Source organism: Sphingomonas sp. SORGH_AS_0879 (genome assembly GCF_030819175.1).
Classification (GTDB): Bacteria; Pseudomonadota; Alphaproteobacteria; order Sphingomonadales; family Sphingomonadaceae; genus Sphingomonas.
This window is the reverse complement of sequence record NZ_JAUTBJ010000002.1, coordinates 1,801,590-1,819,654: the sequence shown is the minus strand read 5'-3', so window position 1 is coordinate 1,819,654 and position 18,065 is coordinate 1,801,590. Positions and strand designations below refer to the sequence as shown.

13 protein-coding genes are annotated in these 18,065 nt (G+C 68.5%); 2 read left to right on the top strand and 11 right to left on the bottom strand.

Features of this window, described 5'->3' with window-relative positions:
- Positions 1–23 precede the first annotated feature (23 nt).
- The 4 genes from QE379_RS09355 to QE379_RS09340 form a co-directional block, all read right to left on the bottom strand.
- Positions 24–386 (bottom strand): hypothetical protein, encoded by a 363-nt coding sequence (locus QE379_RS09355; RefSeq protein ID WP_306999824.1) that lies wholly within the window; start codon positions 384–386, stop codon positions 24–26.
- A 224-nt stretch (positions 387–610) separates the two neighbouring features.
- Positions 611–3,355, bottom strand: a complete 2,745-nt coding sequence (gene secA / locus QE379_RS09350) for a preprotein translocase subunit SecA (protein WP_306999823.1) — start codon at positions 3,353–3,355, stop codon at positions 611–613.
- A gap of 109 nt (positions 3,356–3,464) precedes the next feature.
- The gene (locus QE379_RS09345; RefSeq protein WP_306999822.1) at positions 3,465–3,725 is read right to left on the bottom strand and encodes a hypothetical protein; all 261 of its coding nucleotides are present in this window, start codon (positions 3,723–3,725) and stop codon (positions 3,465–3,467) included.
- A gap of 83 nt (positions 3,726–3,808) precedes the next feature.
- Positions 3,809–4,246: an energy transducer TonB gene (locus QE379_RS09340; protein ID WP_306999821.1), complete on the bottom strand. Its 438-nt coding sequence runs from the start codon at positions 4,244–4,246 to the stop codon at positions 3,809–3,811.
- Between the two features lie 143 nt (positions 4,247–4,389).
- On the opposite strand from QE379_RS09340, the gene argJ reads away from it, so the two are divergent.
- Positions 4,390–5,616 carry a bifunctional glutamate N-acetyltransferase/amino-acid acetyltransferase ArgJ gene (gene argJ / locus QE379_RS09335; RefSeq protein ID WP_306999820.1) on the top strand — a complete coding sequence of 409 codons (1,227 nt, stop codon included), beginning with the start codon at positions 4,390–4,392 and terminating at the stop codon, positions 5,614–5,616.
- 5 nt (positions 5,617–5,621) lie between these two features.
- Positions 5,622–6,233: a glutathione S-transferase family protein gene (locus QE379_RS09330; protein ID WP_306999819.1), complete on the top strand. Its 612-nt coding sequence runs from the start codon at positions 5,622–5,624 to the stop codon at positions 6,231–6,233.
- 188 nt (positions 6,234–6,421) lie between these two features.
- Here QE379_RS09330 and trxA read toward each other — a convergent pair whose 3' ends face one another.
- The 7 genes from trxA to QE379_RS09295 all read right to left on the bottom strand — a co-directional run bounded on the left by trxA (position 6,422) and on the right by QE379_RS09295 (position 17,904).
- Positions 6,422–6,742, bottom strand: coding sequence for a thioredoxin (trxA, locus tag QE379_RS09325; RefSeq protein WP_007404159.1), 321 nt, complete (start codon positions 6,740–6,742; stop codon positions 6,422–6,424).
- Between the two features lie 52 nt (positions 6,743–6,794).
- Positions 6,795–10,253 carry a double-strand break repair helicase AddA gene (gene addA, locus QE379_RS09320; RefSeq protein ID WP_306999818.1) on the bottom strand — a complete coding sequence of 1,153 codons (3,459 nt, stop codon included), beginning with the start codon at positions 10,251–10,253 and terminating at the stop codon, positions 6,795–6,797.
- 156 nt (positions 10,254–10,409) lie between these two features.
- Positions 10,410–13,364 carry a double-strand break repair protein AddB gene (gene addB / locus QE379_RS09315; protein WP_306999817.1) on the bottom strand — a complete coding sequence of 985 codons (2,955 nt, stop codon included), beginning with the start codon at positions 13,362–13,364 and terminating at the stop codon, positions 10,410–10,412.
- Complete coding sequence (locus tag QE379_RS09310) at positions 13,357–14,112, bottom strand: nucleotidyltransferase family protein (RefSeq protein ID WP_306999816.1); 756 nt, start codon at positions 14,110–14,112, stop codon at positions 13,357–13,359. The genes addB and QE379_RS09310 overlap by 8 nt, the downstream gene beginning before the upstream one ends.
- The gene (locus QE379_RS09305; RefSeq protein WP_307003157.1) at positions 14,109–15,092 is read right to left on the bottom strand and encodes an aminoglycoside phosphotransferase family protein; all 984 of its coding nucleotides are present in this window, start codon (positions 15,090–15,092) and stop codon (positions 14,109–14,111) included. The genes QE379_RS09310 and QE379_RS09305 overlap by 4 nt, the downstream gene beginning before the upstream one ends.
- A complete protein-coding gene (gene tsaE, locus QE379_RS09300) occupies positions 15,089–15,535 on the bottom strand; it encodes a tRNA (adenosine(37)-N6)-threonylcarbamoyltransferase complex ATPase subunit type 1 TsaE (RefSeq protein ID WP_306999815.1) in 447 nt (148 codons plus the stop codon). Before tsaE ends, QE379_RS09305 begins: the two co-directional genes overlap by 4 nt.
- Positions 15,532–17,904 carry a PAS domain-containing sensor histidine kinase gene (locus tag QE379_RS09295; RefSeq protein WP_306999814.1) on the bottom strand — a complete coding sequence of 791 codons (2,373 nt, stop codon included), beginning with the start codon at positions 17,902–17,904 and terminating at the stop codon, positions 15,532–15,534. The genes tsaE and QE379_RS09295 overlap by 4 nt, the downstream gene beginning before the upstream one ends.
- Positions 17,905–18,065: the final 161 nt, after the last annotated feature.

The following is an 18,065-nucleotide window of genomic DNA, read 5'->3' as shown; positions in this document are numbered from 1 at the left end:
TGGGTGGCCGCCCTTTTTCGCATTCAGGGCTTTCCGCCTCGCACCCGCCGGGCATTGACCAGGCCGCGAAGGGCCTCGGTCCGGCTTTGCAGTTCGGCCTGTTCGGACAGCGACAGCCCATCGGATGAGAAGCGATCCGCCAGCGAACCGATCGCCGCGTCGTCACGCCGGAAGGAGCGCGCCTCGGCCCGGCTGATATCGCCGCTCCGCCGCCCTTCGCGAATCGAACGGCGGATGTCGCGGCGGTCGTTCGACATATTGGGCGAGACATCGGGCTGGCCCGGCATGGCGACGATGTCGGCGGGCGGACCGGCCCGGGTGAATTGCGCATGTGCGGCAACAGGTAGCGCGAGCAACGCGGTCGCAAGAATCGCTTGGTGTCTCATCCTTCTTTCTCCCTGTTGCCGGAAGGTGGCGCCGTGTCGCTGAACGGTCGCTGTCCGACGGAATCCCGACGTCATCCCGGCGAAGTCTGAGATTTTCGGCGACGTCGGCACTCCACGATAAAGGCCCCAGCCTTCGCTGGGGCGACGGACGGGGGGGGAAGGGCTACGAAAAAAGGCGGCGAACCGAAGTCCACCGCCCTTTCCTTTTCCCATGTCGCGACGGATCAGGCCGTCACCGCCCCGTGGCAGTGCTTGTACTTCAGGCCCGAGCCGCACGGGCACGGCGAGTTGCGGTTGACCCGGCCTTCCCACTGCGACGGATCGGTGCCGAGGTCCGAGCCTTCCGGCATCGGAATCTGCATCGGCGGCATCTGCGGCTGGATCAGGCCGCGTGCGGCGGCGTCCCAGTCGTTCGTATTGTCCTCGCCCGTGAACGGGTCGAAATGCGAGGTGATGAAGTCCGGCAGTTCGGGCAGTTCCGGCGGCGCCTGGATCTGGAACTGGGCATAGGCGATGGTACGCGTCACATCCTCGCGGATATTGTCGAGCATCCGCTGGAACAGCGAAAACGCCTCGTGCTTATATTCGTTGATCGGCGTCTTCTGCGCATAGGCGCGGAGATGGACGACCTGGCGCAGCGCATCGAGCGTCGCCAGATGCTCCTTCCAGTGATGGTCCAGATTCTGGAGCAGGATCGACTTTTCGACGCTGGCCCAGGTTTCGGGTTCCAATTCCCTGGACTTGGCCTCGACCATCGCATCGGCCTCAGCGGAGACGCGCTCCAGTACGATTTCGGGATCGATCGCTTCCTCGGTCATCCAGTCGTCGATCGGCGGCTCCATGTTCAGCAGGTCCTTGAGCTGCTGCTTCATGCCCGCCACGTCCCATTGTTCGGGATAGCTGTTGGGCGGGCAGGCGCTGCCCACGATCGCATTGACCGTCTCGGCGCGCATGTCGGCGACGACATCGCCCACCGTCTCGGCATCCATGATGTCGGAACGCTGTTCGTAGATGACCTTGCGCTGGTCGTTCATCACGTCATCATATTCGACGACCTGCTTGCGGATGTCGTAGTTACGCGCCTCGACCTTCTTCTGCGCGGTTTCGATCGCCTTGGACAGCCACTTGCTGCCGATCGCCTCGCCATCCTCGATATTGCTGCGCATCATCTTGGCGAACAGCGTGTCCGGCCCGAAGATGCGGAGCAGATCGTCGTCCAGGCTGAGATAGAAGCGCGACAGGCCCGGATCGCCCTGACGCCCGGAGCGCCCGCGAAGCTGGTTGTCGATGCGCCGGCTCTCGTGCCGCTCGGTGCCCAGCACGAACAGGCCGCCCGCCTCCAGCACCTTCTGCTTCTCGGCGATGATCTCGGCGCGGATGCGGGTGGCCGCTTCCTCATATTCGGGCGTGCCCTCGACCAGATCGGGATGCTCGTCGAGCATGCGGAATTCGAGGTTGCCGCCCAACTGAATGTCGGTGCCGCGACCGGCCATGTTGGTCGCGATCGTCACCGCGCCCAGACGGCCCGCCTGCGCCACGATATGCGCCTCCATCTCGTGATAGCGCGCGTTCAGCACCTTGTGGGGCACCGCCTCCTGGGTCAGGAATTCGCTCAGCAGTTCGGACTTCTCGATCGACACCGTGCCGACCAGCACCGGCTGCCCCTTGGCGGCATGGTCGCGGATCTTCTTGGCGATCGCCAGGAACTTGTCCTGGGTGTTCTTGTAGAACTCGTCCTCCTCGTCGACGCGCGCGATCGGCAGGTTGGTCGGAATGGTGACGACGTTGATCTTGTAGATGTCGTAGAATTCGCCCGCTTCCGTGGCGGCGGTGCCGGTCATGCCCGAGATCTTCGGGTACATGCGGAAATAATTCTGGAAGGTGATCGAGGCCATGGTCTGGTTTTCGGGCTCGATATTGACGCCCTCCTTCGCCTCGACCGCCTGGTGAAGCCCCTCCGACCAGCGACGCCCGTCCATCATGCGGCCGGTGAACTCGTCGATGATGACGACCTTGCCGTCCTTGACGATGTAATCGGTGTCGCGCTTGAACATCATGTTCGCGCGCAGCGCCTGGTTCAGATGGTGGACGACCTGGGTATTTTCAAAGTCGTAGAGATTTTCACCCTGGAGCAGCCCTGCGGCCTCGAGCAGACGCTCGGCGCGCTCGGTGCCGTCTTCGGTCAGGATGATCGACTTCTGCTTTTCATCCTTCTCATAATCGTCGGCGGTGAGCTGCTTCACGATCGCATCGACGCTGATGTAGAGTTCGGACTTGTCGTCGGTCGGGCCCGAGATGATCAGCGGCGTGCGCGCCTCGTCGATCAGGATCGAGTCGACCTCGTCGACGATCGCATAGTGGAAGGGGCGCTGCACCATCGAGGAGCGCTCATACTTCATGTTGTCGCGTAGATAGTCGAAGCCGAACTCGTTGTTCGTGCCATAGGTGATGTCGGCATCATAGGCCGCGCGGCGCTGAGCATCGTCCAGATTGGGGATGATGGTGCCGGTGGTCAGGCCGAGGAAGTTATAGATGCGGCCCATGGTCGCGGCGTCGCGGCTGGCCAGATAGTCGTTGACGGTCACGACATGCACACCCTTGCCGGGCAGCGCGTTGAGATAGGTGGCGAGCGTCGCCACCAGCGTCTTGCCCTCGCCGGTGCGCATCTCGGCGATCTCGCCGCGATGGAGCACGATGCCGCCGATCATCTGCACGTCATAGTGACGCTGCCCCAGCACGCGCTTGGCCGCTTCGCGCACCGTGGCGAAGGCTTCGGGCAGCAGGCTGTCGAGCGTCACGCCCTGATCGAGCTGTTCGCGGAACTTGACCGTCTGCGCGGCAAGCTGATCGTCGGTCATCGCCTCCATCTCGGGCTCGAAGGCGGCGATCTTGGCGACCAGGGGCTTGAGCGACTTGATGTAACGGTCGTTGGACGAACCGAACAGGGACTTGGCAAGGCCGCCGAACATAAGCGATTTCCTGACTGATAGCGTGATAGGGGCGCGGCCACGTCGAACCGACGGCGCGCACGGACATGATGCGTGGGAAATGGGGTCGGCGGATGGCCGACGCCAGCGCCTATTCGCGCCGACGGCCCATGAAGATCGCCGCGATGGCACGCGGCTCGATCGCGCGGAACAGCGGCAGCGGCGCGGCCATGTCGACCAGCGTGGCGAGCGGCTGCACCGGCCGGGTCGCGGCGCGGGCGACGGCAGCCTGCTTGGCGGCGGCCGCAATGCTGCACTCGGCAACGACGCCCCGCGCCTCCTGCCCACGCGCACTCGCACCCACGCCGGTCAGCGCGGACAAAAGGGCGGAAAGGAGCAGAAGCAGGTTCATGCGAGGCTTGTCTTAGGCAGATACGCGCGGCGCGTCCATCCGTTGCATGGGCCATCGCGACGCTCGGGCCTCCGACATGGGCCCTATTGCGCATCCGGCGGCGGCGGCAACTGCCATCGAACGTGGAAGCCGCGATAAATGCCGCGTACCGGCCGCCCCCGGCGATCAAGGGCGGGGCGGAACCGGACATGCTCCACCGCCATCCGACAGGTCGTTCGGTCGAGGATCGCATGACCGCTGCTTTGCGTGACTTCGCAGGCGGTCGGCACGCCCTTCGGATCGACCATGACCGCAACGCTCGAACGCCCCTCCCATCCCCGGCGCGCCGCTTCCTCCGGATAGACGTCTGGTCCGAAATAAGCGGCGGGGTTGCCGGATATCCGCGGGGGGATAGCCGGAACCGAAAGATCACGTGGCAGGGCGCGCGGCTCGTATCGATGCCGCCATTCATAAGCCCGCTCGATCAACAGCGACACCAAGACCAGCAACATCGCCAGGAGCAGCCCCACAAGGGCCAGCACGCCATTTCGAAGGCCCCGTCCAGCACCCCACATATCGCCCCCGCCCATCCGCCGTCTTACGCATCAGAACCGCTCGACCACTTTCGGTCAAGCAGGCGGAAGCGCTTGCTCCGGTTACACGCTCGGCTATGTAGCTTGCCTCTATGAGCACCGCCATCTCGCCCCTCGCCCAACCCTTCCCCGCGCTCCCCGCCATCGACGGCGTGACGCTTCGCGTCGCCCGCGCGCAGTACAAGAATTGGGACCGCTGCGACCTGACCTTCGTGACGCTGCCCGAGGGGACCAGCGTGGCGGGCGTGCTGACCACCAGCAAATGTCCGTCGCCGGAAGTGGAATGGTGTCGCAAGGCGCTGGTGCTGGGCCAGGCGCGAGCGCTGGTCGTCAATGCGGGCAATTCCAACGCCTTTACCGGGCACCGGGGCCGCGCCGCCGTCGAGGCGATCGCCGCCCGCGTCGCCGCAGCCATCGGCTGCCAGCCCTCGGACATATTCGTCGCCTCGACCGGCGTGATCGGCGTGCCCCTGCCCATCGACAAGGCCGAAGCCGGGCTGGACGCGGCCTTCACCGCCGAGCCCTGTGGCTGGGAGGATGCCGCCGCGACGATCATGACCACCGACACCTTCGCCAAGGGCGCGACGACGACCGCGATCGTCGATGGCCGCACGGTGACGCTGGCGGGGATCATCAAGGGCTCGGGCATGATCGCGCCCGACATGGCGACGATGCTGGGCTTCATCTTCACCGACGCCGCCGTGGCCCCCGAATTCCTGCAACCTGCGCTGAGCGAAGCCAATGGCCGCAGCTTTTCGTGCATCACGGTCGATGGCGACACCTCGACCAGCGACACCGTTCTCGCCTTCGCAACGGGCAAGGCGGGCAACGCGCCTCTGATCGATGACGAGAGCGACGGGGCGGACGCCTTCCGCGCGGCGCTGGCCGATCTGTGCCATCAACTCGCGCTGCTGGTGGTGCGGGACGGCGAGGGGGCGAGCAAGCTGATCGAAATCCGGGTCGAGGGGGCGGAGAGCGATCGCTCGGCGCACCGCATCGCCATGTCGATCGCCAATTCGCCGCTGGTGAAGACGGCGATCGCGGGCGAGGACGCCAATTGGGGCCGTGTCGTCATGGCGGTCGGCAAGGCGGGCGAACCGGCCGAGCGCGACAAGCTGTCGATCCGTTTCGGCGAGACGCTGGTGGCACGCGAAGGGCTGGCGGTGGAAGGCTATGACGAAGCCCCCGTCGCCGAGCATCTGAAGGGCCGGGAGATCGCGGTCGGCGTCGATCTGGGGCTGGGCGAAGGCGCCGCGACGGTTTGGACCTGCGACCTGACCCATGGCTATATCTCGATCAACGCCGATTACCGGAGCTAAGGCCGATGCTGACCATCTGGGGACGCCTCAACTCGCACAATGTCAAGAAGGTCGTCTGGCTGGCCGAGGAGATGGGGCTGGCCTATGACCGGCGCGATGTCGGCGGCCAGTTCGGGATGGACGCGGCCTATCGCGCGCTCAACCCCAATGCGCTGATCCCGACGATCGAGGATGACGGCTTCGTCCTGTGGGAGTCGAACGCCATCCTTCGCTATCTGGCGGCGAACCATGGCGGTGAGGCTTTCTATCCGCTCGATCCGCATGCGCGGGCCTTGGCCGATCGCTGGATGGACTGGAACTTCACCTGGGCCGACGCGATCCGGCCGATCTTCTTCCAGATGGTGCGGACGGTGCCCGAACAGCGCGACGCGGCGCTAGTGGAGCGCAGCGTGGCGCGGGCGGCGGATTTGTCCGCGATCCTCGACGATGTGCTGGGGCGGCAGCCCTGGCTGTCGGGCGACGCGTTCGGCATCGGCGACATTCCGGTCGCGGCCTATGCCAATAGCTGGTTCCAGCTTCCGGTGGCGCGACCTTCGCGACCCCATCTGGAGCGCTGGTATGCCGCACTTCAGGAGCGTGCGGCGTTTCGCGACGTGGTGATGATCCCGCTGAGCTAACCGGGCGTCAGTCTCGGTGAGACACCTTGCCCTCCCCCATCCTCTCCCGCTTGCGGGAGGGGCGTGTTCTTGTCGAAAGGGTCGGGACACAAAAAAACCCCTCCCGCAGGCGGGAGGGGTTTGGGGAGGGCCCGGGGCTCGCAGGGCGCGTCCCGCCCTAACAGCCGGGACGAACCCCCATCGACCGCTTACAGCGCGCCTTCGAGCCAAGCCTTGATCCGGCCCTTCGGTTCGGCGCCGACCTTGGTCGCGGCGGCGGCACCGCCCTTGAACAGGATCATCGTCGGAATGCCGCGCACACCATAGCGGCCGGGGGCATCGGGATTGTCGTCGATGTTCAGCTTGGCGATCGTCACCTGCTCGCCCAGTTCCTCGGACAGTTCCTCCAGCGACGGGCCGATCATCTTGCAGGGTCCGCACCACTCGGCCCAGAAATCGACCAGCACCGGCTTGTCGGAGTTCAGGACGTCCGCTTCGAAGCTGGCGTCGGTGATCTGCTTAGTTGCCATGTCGTCTACACTCCTTGAATTGTCATCCATCTAGGATGCCGGGGCCGACCGCTCAACCACCAAGGGCCAAGCTTTGCTCCCCGTCGCGATAGCCGGGCTTGTGGTCGGCGAGCACCCTCTCCGGCACCGTGACCAGACGCGGACCAGCGGTATAGAGCAGCGCCACCGACACGGTCCGCCCCGGAAAGATCACCTCCAGCGCGGCGGCATAGGCCGCCATCTGCGCCAGATGGAACACCGGCACGTCGTCGAGGCCGCCCGGCGCGCGCCGCCCGGTCTTGTAATCGATCAACCGTATCTCTTCCGCGCCGATCAGCAGACGGTCGACCCGCCCCGACACGACGCGCCCATTGGGCAGCGTCGCCGCGATCGGCGCCTCCGCCAGAGAGCCGGGCCCGAACAGCGGCGCATAGGCCGGGTCATCCAGAATGGCGAAGACCGCCCCCGTCACATCGGCACGCAACGCCGCATCCTCGACCCCCGCCGCCTGGGTCAGCCAGCGCTCCGCCGCCCCGCGCCGCAAGTCCGGTGCGACCGGGGGCAGCCGTTCGAGCAGGCAATGGATCAACCGCCCCCGCTCCGCCGCCGCGCGCATCGCGGGGGTGGGTGGCGGATCGGCGACCATGTCCTCGCCCAGTTGCGACGGCGCGAGCGGGCGGGGCGGGCGCGATTCCTGCGGCGCGGGGCGATGAGCCCATGCGGGGAGGTCCACCTGTCGCTCGGCGACGGACGCGGTGGAGGATGCGGGGCGCGCCGCGACGGGGGGCTGCGGCACCGTGCCCAGGAACGCGCGCGACTGGCCATCGCCCGCCTCGGTTTCCGGCACGCCCAGCGCGGTCATCGCGCGGGCGCAGGTCGCATACCAGCTATGCAAGGGCGGCACCCCCGCCGCGCGCTTGCCGAGCGCGCCCGTGACGACCAGTTGCTCCTCCGCGCGCGTCGCGGCGACGTAGAAGAGCCGCCAATGCTCCGCCAGTTCCCGCGCGGCGATCTCGGCGGCCACCGCGTCGAGCGGCCCGCCCCGCTCCTCGGCGCGCGGCGGAAAGACGGGGATGGGCTGCGCCCCCGGCTCCGGCGTCCAGCGCAGGATCGATCGGGGCGAAGCCGTCGGATCGGCGGTCGCATCGGCCAGGATGACCAGCGGTGCCTGCAACCCCTTCGATCCATGCGCGGTCATCACCCGCACCGCATCGAGCGGCGCGGAGGGATCGCGCACGATCTCCACATCGCCGCGATCGAACCAGTCGAGGAACCGCTGAAGCGAGGGCGTGGTCGTGCTCTCGAAGGTCAGGGCGGCGCCCAGCAACTCCTCGATCGGATCGCGCGCCTCGATTCCCAGACGGCGGATCAGCTTGCGACGGCCATCGAGCGGGCCGGACAGCAATTCCTCCAGAAACTGGTACGGCGTCGACACATCGGCCCGCGCCAGCATCTGGCGGAGCGGCGCGAGATCGGCGGCGGGCAGCGTCCGGGTCAGATGCGACCAGAGCGATCCCCGCTCGCGGTGTCCCGCCGCCATCAAACGCTCCTGCGACCAGCCGATCAGCGGCGAGACGAGCAGCGAGGCCAGCGACAGGTCGTCATCGGGCTGGAGCGCGAAGCGCACCGTCGCCAGCAGGTCCTGCACCGCCAGCGGTGCGTTCAACCGCAACCGGTCGACACCCGCCACCGGCACCCCCTCGGCATAGAGCCGCGCGACGATCAGCGAGGCCAGGTCGCCGCGCCGCTTGACCAGGATCATGATGTCCTGCGGCTCCAGACGGCGGCCCTTGCTCTCCAGCATGACGCCATCGTCCAGCCAGCGACGGACGGCGCGCGCTATGTCGGTCGCGACCTTGCGCACCGCATCGTCGATCCAGCCCTCTTCATCCTCGTCGCTGCCGCCCGCGACGACCGGCGGCCAAAGGGTGACGCGACCGGGGCCCTTCACCTCGCTGGCGTGACGTTCCACCTCTCCGGCCATGCCCATGCCGGGTTCGCCCAAAGCCTCGATCGCGGCGTCCACGAACTCCAGGATCGGGGTGGTGGAGCGAAAGCTGTGGGTCAGCGACAATTGGTTGAAGGGCAGGCCGCGCTCCTCGGGCGGCCATTCATCATCGCCCGCCACCTCTTCGGCCCGGCGGGAGAAATGGAGTTCCGCCGCCTGGAAATTGATCGGATCGGTGCCCTGAAAGCCGAAAATCGCCTGTTTGTGATCCCCGACCGTGAACAGCGTCCGGGTCGAGGGCGCATAGAGCCCGCGCCCGACGAAGAACTCGTCCGCCAGCGCACGGACGATCCGCCATTGATGCGCATTGGTATCCTGCGCCTCGTCGATCAGGACATGCTCGGTCACCTGGTCGAGCTTGTAGCGGACCCATTCGCCGATGCCGGGCCGTTCGAGCAACTCCACGGTGGTGCGGATCAGGTCGTCGAAATCGACCGCCCCGATCGCACGCTTGGACAGGGAATAGGCCCGCGCATAATCGCGCCCCACGGTCAGCGCGTCCGCCAGCAGGTCGGCATGTCGCGCCCGTGCGGCGAGGCCGAGCAGATACCGGCACGCCTCGCCCAGTTCACGGGCCATATCCTCATAATCGGGATCGGCGTCGGTCAGCTTCTTGGACGCCTTGCGCGGCTCGCCCTTGGCGGTGAAGACCGTGCCCATCAGATCTTCGAGCAGCGCGACCCGGCCAGCCCGGTCGCTGCCCAGCCAGCGTTCAAGTGTCGCCGCCGCCTTCTCGCCGGTCGCCGTGCCCCAGGCCCGGTTCGCGCCCGCCAACCGGCCAACCGCGTCCTCGTCCATCTCCTCGACGCCCTCGGCGATCGCCTCGTCGATATCGCCCGGGGGCAGGTCCAGCGCGCGGCGGAGCCAGGGCTGGATACCGCTGGGCAGCGCCTCCAGCGCGCCGGGAGCGCGGGCACAGGCCGCCAGGAACGCCTCCGCCCCGCCCTCGCCCAGCCGCAGCGACAGCGCACCGACCGTTTCGACCGGAGCGACCCGGCCCTCGCGCTCGGCGGCCTCGAGCATTCGCGCCAGAGCCTCGCGCGCCAGCACCGCCTCTTCACGCGCCTCCAGCGGACGAAAGCCGGGAGCGAGCCCCGCTTCGACCGGGAAGGCGGCAAGCAGTCCCTGACAAAATCCATGGATGGTCTGGATGCGCAAACCGCCGCCCGGCGCATCGAGCACGCGCGCGAAAAGCGTCCGTGCCCGGTCGCGCAAGTCGGGTGTGGGCGTTTCACCCAGCGCTTTCAGGTCGCGGAACAACTCGGTTTCGGGCATCCGCACCCAGGCGGCGAGCCGACCGTTGATCCGCTGCGCCATCTCCGCCGCGCCCGCCTTGGTGAAGGTCAGGCACAGGATCGCCTCGGGCGCGACGCCGCGCAGAAGCAGGCGGAACACGCGCGCGGCCAGCACCTGGGTCTTGCCAGTGCCTGCCGACGCGGACAGCCAGACATGCGCGGCGGGATCGCTGGCGGCGGCCTGATCGCCCTTCAGCGGGGGCAGGTTCGCCATGGGACGGGCACTCATGCGGCGGTCACCCCTTGCACTTCGACTTCGCTCAGTGCGAACGGAGGGCGGGATGCGGGGCGATGCTCCCTCCCGCCCCGTTCAGCCTGAGCGTAGTCGAAGGCCACGCACCGACGCCCGCCCGGCAGGACGGGCCACCAGAACCGCGCATGAAATTCACCGATCACGGCCATACCATTCATCCCGCCGCATGAGCTGGTCATATTCCGCATAGGGTGCATATTCCGGCACCAGCTTGGCCGTGAACGGCGCATCGCCCGTCAGCCACTGCCCCGCCGCCTCCGCGAAATTCGCCGCCGCGATGGACACGAACTCGTCGGTCCGTATCCGCTCGCGCTTGCCATCGGGATCGACCGGGGTCGCGATATAGCCCAGCCCCTCGCGCCCACGCCCCAGCGACCAATATTCGAAACCGCCCGCCTTGCCTGACACACCCTCGAACCCGCCCCGCTCGGCGATCAGGCCGAGGAGCCCCAGTTGCAGGCTGAACCCCTCACGCACCGCCGTGGTGGAGGGGGGCTTGCCGGTCTTGTAATCGATCACGACCAGCGATCCGTCCGCCGCCTTGTCGATCCGATCGAACCGTCCGGTCAGGGTCACGCCCGCCAGCTTCGCCTCGCCCTTGCCTTCCGCGCTCAGGACGTGGCGGCCCTCCCCGGCCTTGGCGGCGACCTCGGCCGCGATCCAGTCAATCGCCTCGATCAGCCGGGGCTGCCACAGCGCGCGCATCATGGGATGCGTCCGCTGGTCGCGCAGCATCGCCAGCGCGCGCGGGCGAAGGGCGGACACATCGCAACGGTCCTCCTTCCACCACATCTCCAATATGTCGTGGACGGCGGTGCCCCGCCATGCCGCGCTGGGATCGGCATCGACCGGGTCGAGCGGTGACAGGCGCAGGACCCGGCGAGCGTAGAAGGCGTAGGGGTCGGCCTTCAATCGGTCGACCTCGGTCACCGAGATGGTCGTCGGGCGAAGCGCAGCGGGCGGTTTGGGCGCGGGCCGGTCGGTGGGGGTATAGTCCTCCGGCTGGTCCAGCCTCTCGGCCCAGCGCGCCAGGTCCGGATGCGCCTCGAACCGGTCGCCCGCCATGGCCTGGAGCCGCAGCCAGAAGCGCGACGCCAGGGTCGGACCGCTCGCATCGCGGCGCGCGCGGGTCAGGATCGCGCGCGGCGCCCCCATCGCCTGGGCCAGATCATGCGCGGCGATCCCGATCCGCTGCTCCAACCCGACCAGCCCCAGCAGCGAGCGGATACGCGGCGCCAGCCAGGGATCGGGTGCGGGCCGCCCCGGCCAGACGCCTTCGTTCAGCCCCCCCGCGATCATCAGGTCGGCGGTCTGGAGACGCGCCTCGATCGGCCCGTAAATGGCGAGGCGCGGATGCTGCCCCTCGCGCGGGATGGCACGCACGGCGATCTCGTCGAACAGGCTGCGGAGCAGAGCGGGCAATTCGGCGGGATCGACGCGGGCGGGGCCGTGATCGGCCTGCTCTTCATAGCCCGCGAGGAGCTCCGCCGCCGCCCGCCCCTGCGGTCCCGTCCACAGCGCATCGCCGCACAGCGTCTGCCCGCATTCGCGCAGACAGGCGAGCAGCCCCCGCAACGACTGAGCGCCCTCGCCGAAGGTCTTGCCCACCGCCTCCAGCATCGGCGCGGCCTTGGCCCAGAAGGCGGCGGCAGTCGGCTTGTCGGCGACATGTGCGGCGATGCCCTCCAGCCCCGGCGCGGGGCGCGGCCCCCGCAGCGCCCGGTCGAGCGCACGGACGCCGTCCAACCACTCGACCCGCTCCATATTTCCATGGATCAGCGGATGCTTGAGCAACGCCAGCAGCGGCAACGGCGCGAAACGCTGCGCCGCCGCCTCGGCCAGTTGCAGCAGGAAAGTGCCCGGCAACAGGATCGACAAGGGCCGCCCCGCCGTGTCGTCGATCAGGATGTTCCAGCGCCGGCAATGCGCGGCCACCCGCCGCGCCAGCGCGCGGTCGGGCGTGACGAGTGCGGCGGTCCGGCCCGGCTTCTCGATCGCCTCGCGCAATGCCAGCGCGATGGCCTGCGCCTCTTCGGCGGGCGTGGCGAGTTCGATGGTGGCGACACCGGACAACCGCCGGTCCTCGGCGGGCAGGTCAGTCCATTTGCCGGTGAAGTCGGCAGGCGCCATGGCATTGGCGATGGCGCGTCCGCGCGCGGGTCCGGCGTCATAGTCGCCGCCGCCGCGCCACACCGTCACTTCACCCCGTCCGACGCCCATCCGGTCGAGCAGCAGCTTGAGCGCATATTGCGGATGCGTCTCCACCGATCGCCGCGCCCGACCGGTCACGGGATCGGCCTTGTGGGGACCGAGCGAATCCCATTCCTCGGCCGGCATGGTCAGGTCCAGTCCGGCGAACACCACCGAACCGCCCGGCATCTCCGACACGCAGCGGAGCAGCCGCGCGACGGCGGGCGCGGTATCGGTGACGCCCGCCGCGCAGACGAACCCGGCGGGCTGGGCCGCCCGCCACCGGGCGGTGATCCGGTCGAGCAACATGGTCCGCCGCCGCGCCGCATCGATCCGCCCCATCCGCGCCAGCACGGCGGGCCAGCGATCGAGCACCACCGAAAAGGTGGCAAGGGCCGACTGCCAATGCTCGGTCAGTTCGGGGCCCAGGTCGAGTGCCGCCAGTTCGGCCGGATCGACCTCCTCGACCAGCATCTGGTCCAATGTGCGGGCCAGATCGCCCGCCAGCCGCACCGCCTCCGCCGCCGTGACGGGATGCCCGCCCCGCGCGCGCTCCTCCTCGACCAGCCGGGCCAGGATCATGCGTCTGGCCGACGGCGCGATGGCGGGCGGGGGCGGCGCCTCCGCATCGGCGGGGTCTAGGGCGGAGCCCGCCGCCTCGCCCAGTTCGGGATCGCCCAGCGCGACCATGCGCGGCAGGATCAGGCCGCCGCCGCTCGCACGCACGAACGCCTCGGTCACCGCGCGGATACCGCGATTGGTCGGCAGCAGGATCATCCCCTGCGCCAGGGTCAACGGATCGCCCCCGGCGCGCCGCATCAGTCCGGCGACCAGCGCATCGGCGAAACCGCGATGGGCGGGGATGGTGTGCAGCCGGGGGCGGCGCGGCTCAGCCATCCGCGAGGATCAGCTCCGTCTGCGGAATGGCGCGCGGCGTGCCGACATCGAACCACAGTCCCTGATGCACCTGACCGTAAGCACGCCCGGCCTCGATCGCACGATTCCAGAAGATATTGGTCGAGAAGGGCCCCTCCGGCGCATCGGCGATCAGGCGCGGATGCAGGATCTGAAGCCCGGTATAGGAGAAAGGCGCGACCCTGTTGGGCGCGCGGCGCGCGGTGATCCGCCCATCGGCCCCGAGATAGAAATCCCCCCGCCCCTGATGATTATGCGCGCGCGCCAGCGGCACCATCAGCAATAGCGCATCCATCCGCGCCTCGTCCCAGCGCGAGGCGAGCAGGCGGATCGCATCGACCGGCCCGTCGATCCACAGATTGTCGCTGTTCACCACCAATATCGGTTCGTCGCCCAACAGGGGCCGTGCCTTGACCAGCCCGCCGCCGGTTTCCAGCAACTGCGCCCGTTCGTCCGAGATCAGGATTTCGATCCCCGGAAAACGATCCTTCAGATGCGCTTCCAACTGATCCGCGAGATAATGGACATTGACCACCGCCCGCTCGACCCCCGCCGCGACTAGCCGGTCGAACACATGGTCGATCAGCGGCTTGCCCGCGACCGAAACGAGGGGCTTGGGGCGCGTAGCGGTCAGGGGGCGCATCCGCTTGCCGAGGCCCGCCGCCATCACCATCGCGGTGCGCGGCACCTGACCCGAAGGGGTTGGGCGGAGCGAGAGTTGCCGGGTCATTGGTCGCCATCCCCCGATGCCAGACGCTGTGGATCGCCGCGCAGCTCGGGCGGCACATTGTCGTCGAACCAGGCCGCGACCGGCGCTAGCACCGGCTGCGACAGATCGCGTTCCAGATAGGCCCAGACGCGCGGACAGAGCCCGGCATAGCGCGGCTTGCCATCCCGCTTCCATAGCCGTGTGAAGATGCCCAGGATCTTCGCGTTCCGCTGTGCGCCCAGTACGTGATAGGCGTTCAGGAACGCATCGCCCTCGCCCGTCTCGGCCAGATAGCGCTCCAGCATCGCCTGTTCGATCGACGGCTCCACATCGCGCCGTGCGTCCTGGAGCAGCGAGACGAGATCATAGGCGGCATGCCCCGCCAGCGCGTCCTGAAAGTCCAGCAGCCCCAGCGTGCGCAGCGGCCCGACCAGCATCAGGTTTTCGACATGATAGTCGCGCAGTACCGTGACCGGATTGTCGGTGATGGCGTGGGCGAACACCCGCTCCCAGGCGGCGCGATAGCCCTCGATATCGACGTCCAGGCCGACCGCCGGGCCATACCACTCCGTGAACAGCCCCGCCTCGCGGTGAAGGACGGCAGCGTCATAGGGGGCCAGCCCCTCGGGCGCATGGCCGCGCAACCGGGCGAGCAGATCGACCGCGTCGCCATAGAGCTTCACCGTGGCGTCGGGATCGGCCTCGATCGCCTCGCGCATCCGATCGTCGCCGAAATCCTCGATCAAAACGAGGCCGCGCACCTCGTCCGCGCCCAATATGGCGGGCGCTGCGAACCCCCGCCCGACCAGCCAGCGCGCGATCGCGATGAAGGGGCGCGGGTCCTCATGCGGCGGCGGCGCGTCCATCAGGACGGCGCTGCGCCCCTCCAGGGTCACGCGGAAATAACGGCGGAACGACGCATCGCCAGCGAGCGGGGCGATCACCGCCCCTCCCCATCCCAGCGTCGTCAGAAAGGCGGCGGCATCCGCCGGAGGGGTCATATCGGCCATCGCGCTTCCCAGCCCGAGGGCACCTTCGCTGTCAAGACACGACCGCCCGCCGGATCGGTTTCCAGCGTCAGGGCCAGCGCCTGCGGCCACGCCCCTTCACCCGCCCGGTCGGGCCATTCGACGATCAGGGCGGAGTCCCACAAGGCCTCGTCCAGACCCAGTTCCTCCATCTGCTCCGGCCCGTCGAGCCGGTAGAGGTCGACATGGAGGATCGGGAACGCCGTCTCCGGCGGGGCATAGGGCTGGACGATCGCGAAGCTGGGGCTCGGCGCCTCGCCGGGCAGGCCGAGCGCGGCGAGCAGACCGCGCGCGAGGCTGGTCTTGCCCGCGCCGAGCGTGCCGGTCAGCGTCACCACGTCACCGGGGCGGAGATGCGCCGCCAGCCGCCGTCCGAAATCCTCGGTGGCGGCGGCATCGGCCAGGTGGATCGTCATGACTTGTCCTTCTCGGCCACCCGCCGGGGCAGTTCGACCGTCACCAGCGTCCCCTCGCCCGGCTCCGACAACAAACTGATCGTGCCGCCATGCGCCTCGACGAACTGCCTGGCGAGCGGCAGGCCGAGGCCGAGCGCGCGCTCGCCCGTCGCCTTGATCCCCGGCTCGGCGAAACGGTCGAAGGCGCGGGCGACGGACTGTTCGTCCATGCCCTGCCCGTCATCCGACACCACGATCCGCGCGCGCGCCGAATCACCATCGGCATGGAGCAGGATACGCCCGCCCTCCGGCGTCTGTTCGATCGCATGACGCAGCAGATGCTCGACCGTTTCCTGCAAGCGGCGACGGTCGCCGGTGATACGGCCCAGCGAGCGCTGGATCTCCACCGCGAAGTCCAGCTTGCGCCGCCCCGCCAGCGGCCGGATCGCGTCCGCCGCCGCACGCGCGACGCGGGCGAGTTCGACGTCCTCGCGGGCGATCTCCGCATCCGCCTGATCGCGTGTCAGGTCGAGCACGTCATCGACCAGCAGGCCCAAGCGCTCGGTCGATTCCAGGATCGCCTCGACATAGGTCGTCGCCGTTTCCGGCAAGGGGCCCGCGAACCCGCCATGCAGCATCTCGGCGAAACCGCTGATCGAAGTCAGCGGCGTGCGCAGTTCGTAGCTCATATTGGCGACGAAGGCGGTCTTCACCTTGTCCGCCGCCTCCAGCGCATCGGCGCGGTCGCGCAGCGCCTGTTCGGCACGCCGACTGTCGGTGATGTCGAGCAGGGTGAACAGCGCATTGCCGTCGGGCAGCGGGACACCCGCGAATTCGAAATGCCGCCCATCGGCAAAGGCGACGCGGCCGCCGCGCTGCTGCCGCTCGATCGTGGCGGACCGGACCAGATCGACGATCAGGCCCGACCGGTTGGGGGTCGCCAGACGCCCGGCGACGCGGTCGGCAAAGGCATCGACGCGCGGATGGCTGGAGAGGAAATCCTCCTCCAGCCCCCAGAGCGCGCCGAAACGATTGTTCCAGAGTTGCAGTCGGCCATCGGCGGCGAAGACGCCCAGCGCCTCGAACAGATTGTCGAACGTCGCGGTTCGCACCCTGAGCAGCGTGTCGCGGGCGGAGGCGAGTTGCACCTCCTCGGTCCGGTCCTCGAAAATCAACAACAGTCCGCCATCGGGCAGCGGCTGCGCCACGACGCGCAAATGGGTGCCGCCGGGCAGGTGCCATTGCTCCTCGATCCCGCCGCTCGCCTGGCGGAACCAGCCGACCCGCTCGGCCTTCCAGCCGGGGAAGTCGCGGACCTCCGGGCTGCGATTGGCCTCGCGCATCCGCTCCAGGATACGGTCGAATTCGGGATTGTCGGCCAGCCACTCGGCCTTCATCGCGAACATGCGACGGAAGGGCTGGTTGCAGAAGACGAGGCCCCGGTCCGGGCCGAAATGCACGACCGCGGTCGACAACCGGTCGAGCATCGCGCGCTGCGCCTCGGCGAAACGCTTGGCCCCGGCGCGCGACTGTTCCAGATCCTCGATATCGACCGCGAAGCCCGCAATGCCCCCCGTAGGCAGCGGCACGTCGAAGATGCGCAGCGCACGCCTTGCGCCGTCGATCGTCGCGGGCAGCACCTGCTCATGCGGCCGCCCCTGGTCGCGCGCCGCCGCCGCCCCCGCCAGCGGGCCGCCACGTCCCGACCCCTCGACCAGTTCCAGCCCGCGCCCGACCACATCGGCGGCGTCGCGGCCCTCCACCGCCTCGACATAGGCGGTGTTGACCATGGCGAGGCGTAGATCCGCCCCGCGATACCACATGGGCAGCGGTGCCGCCTCGATCAGCCCGGTCAGCGCCTGGAACGCATCGCCGAGCCGCTTGGCCTCGGCATCCAATCGGACGATCTCGTCCTGCGTCTCGGTCATGTCGAAGACCCAGATGACGACCGCGCCCGCCGCCCCCTGATCCCCCGGCGCGCGCGCGCCGTCGAACAACAGGGTGCGTTCCGACCCCTGCGGGCGGACGATGCGGCGGAAGCGGCGGCCGGTCTTCTGCGCGGCGTTCAGATCGGCGGCGAGCAGCGCGGCGTCATCGACCGCCAATCCCGTATCGCCCGATGTCAGCTCTTCCAGGAAGCGCGCGACGTCCGGCAGGCCCAGCCAATCGGCCAGCCGCCGGGGCATTTCGATCCGCCCGTCGCTGCGGATCAGCATCGCCTGGGCAGGCCCCGCACGCAGCAGCGCGTCGAGCCGGTCGCGTTCCACTCGCACCGCCGATGCCTCGGCCCGCGCGCGAATGCCCAGGAACAACAGGAGCATCCCGATCAGGATCAGTCCGCACGCCCCCGCCCCCAACAGCGCGGCCTCGACGCTATCGATCGCGATCATCCGAGAAGGTCCGGGCCAGAAAGCTGCATTCCCGCATCTCTAGCCCGATCGACACGCGCTGCGCCACATCGAACAGCGGCGGAACGGCACCCGCCCAAGAAAAAGGGAGCCGCCCTTTCGGACGCCCCCCTTTTCCGTTGCCGTCGGGTCGAAACCCGATG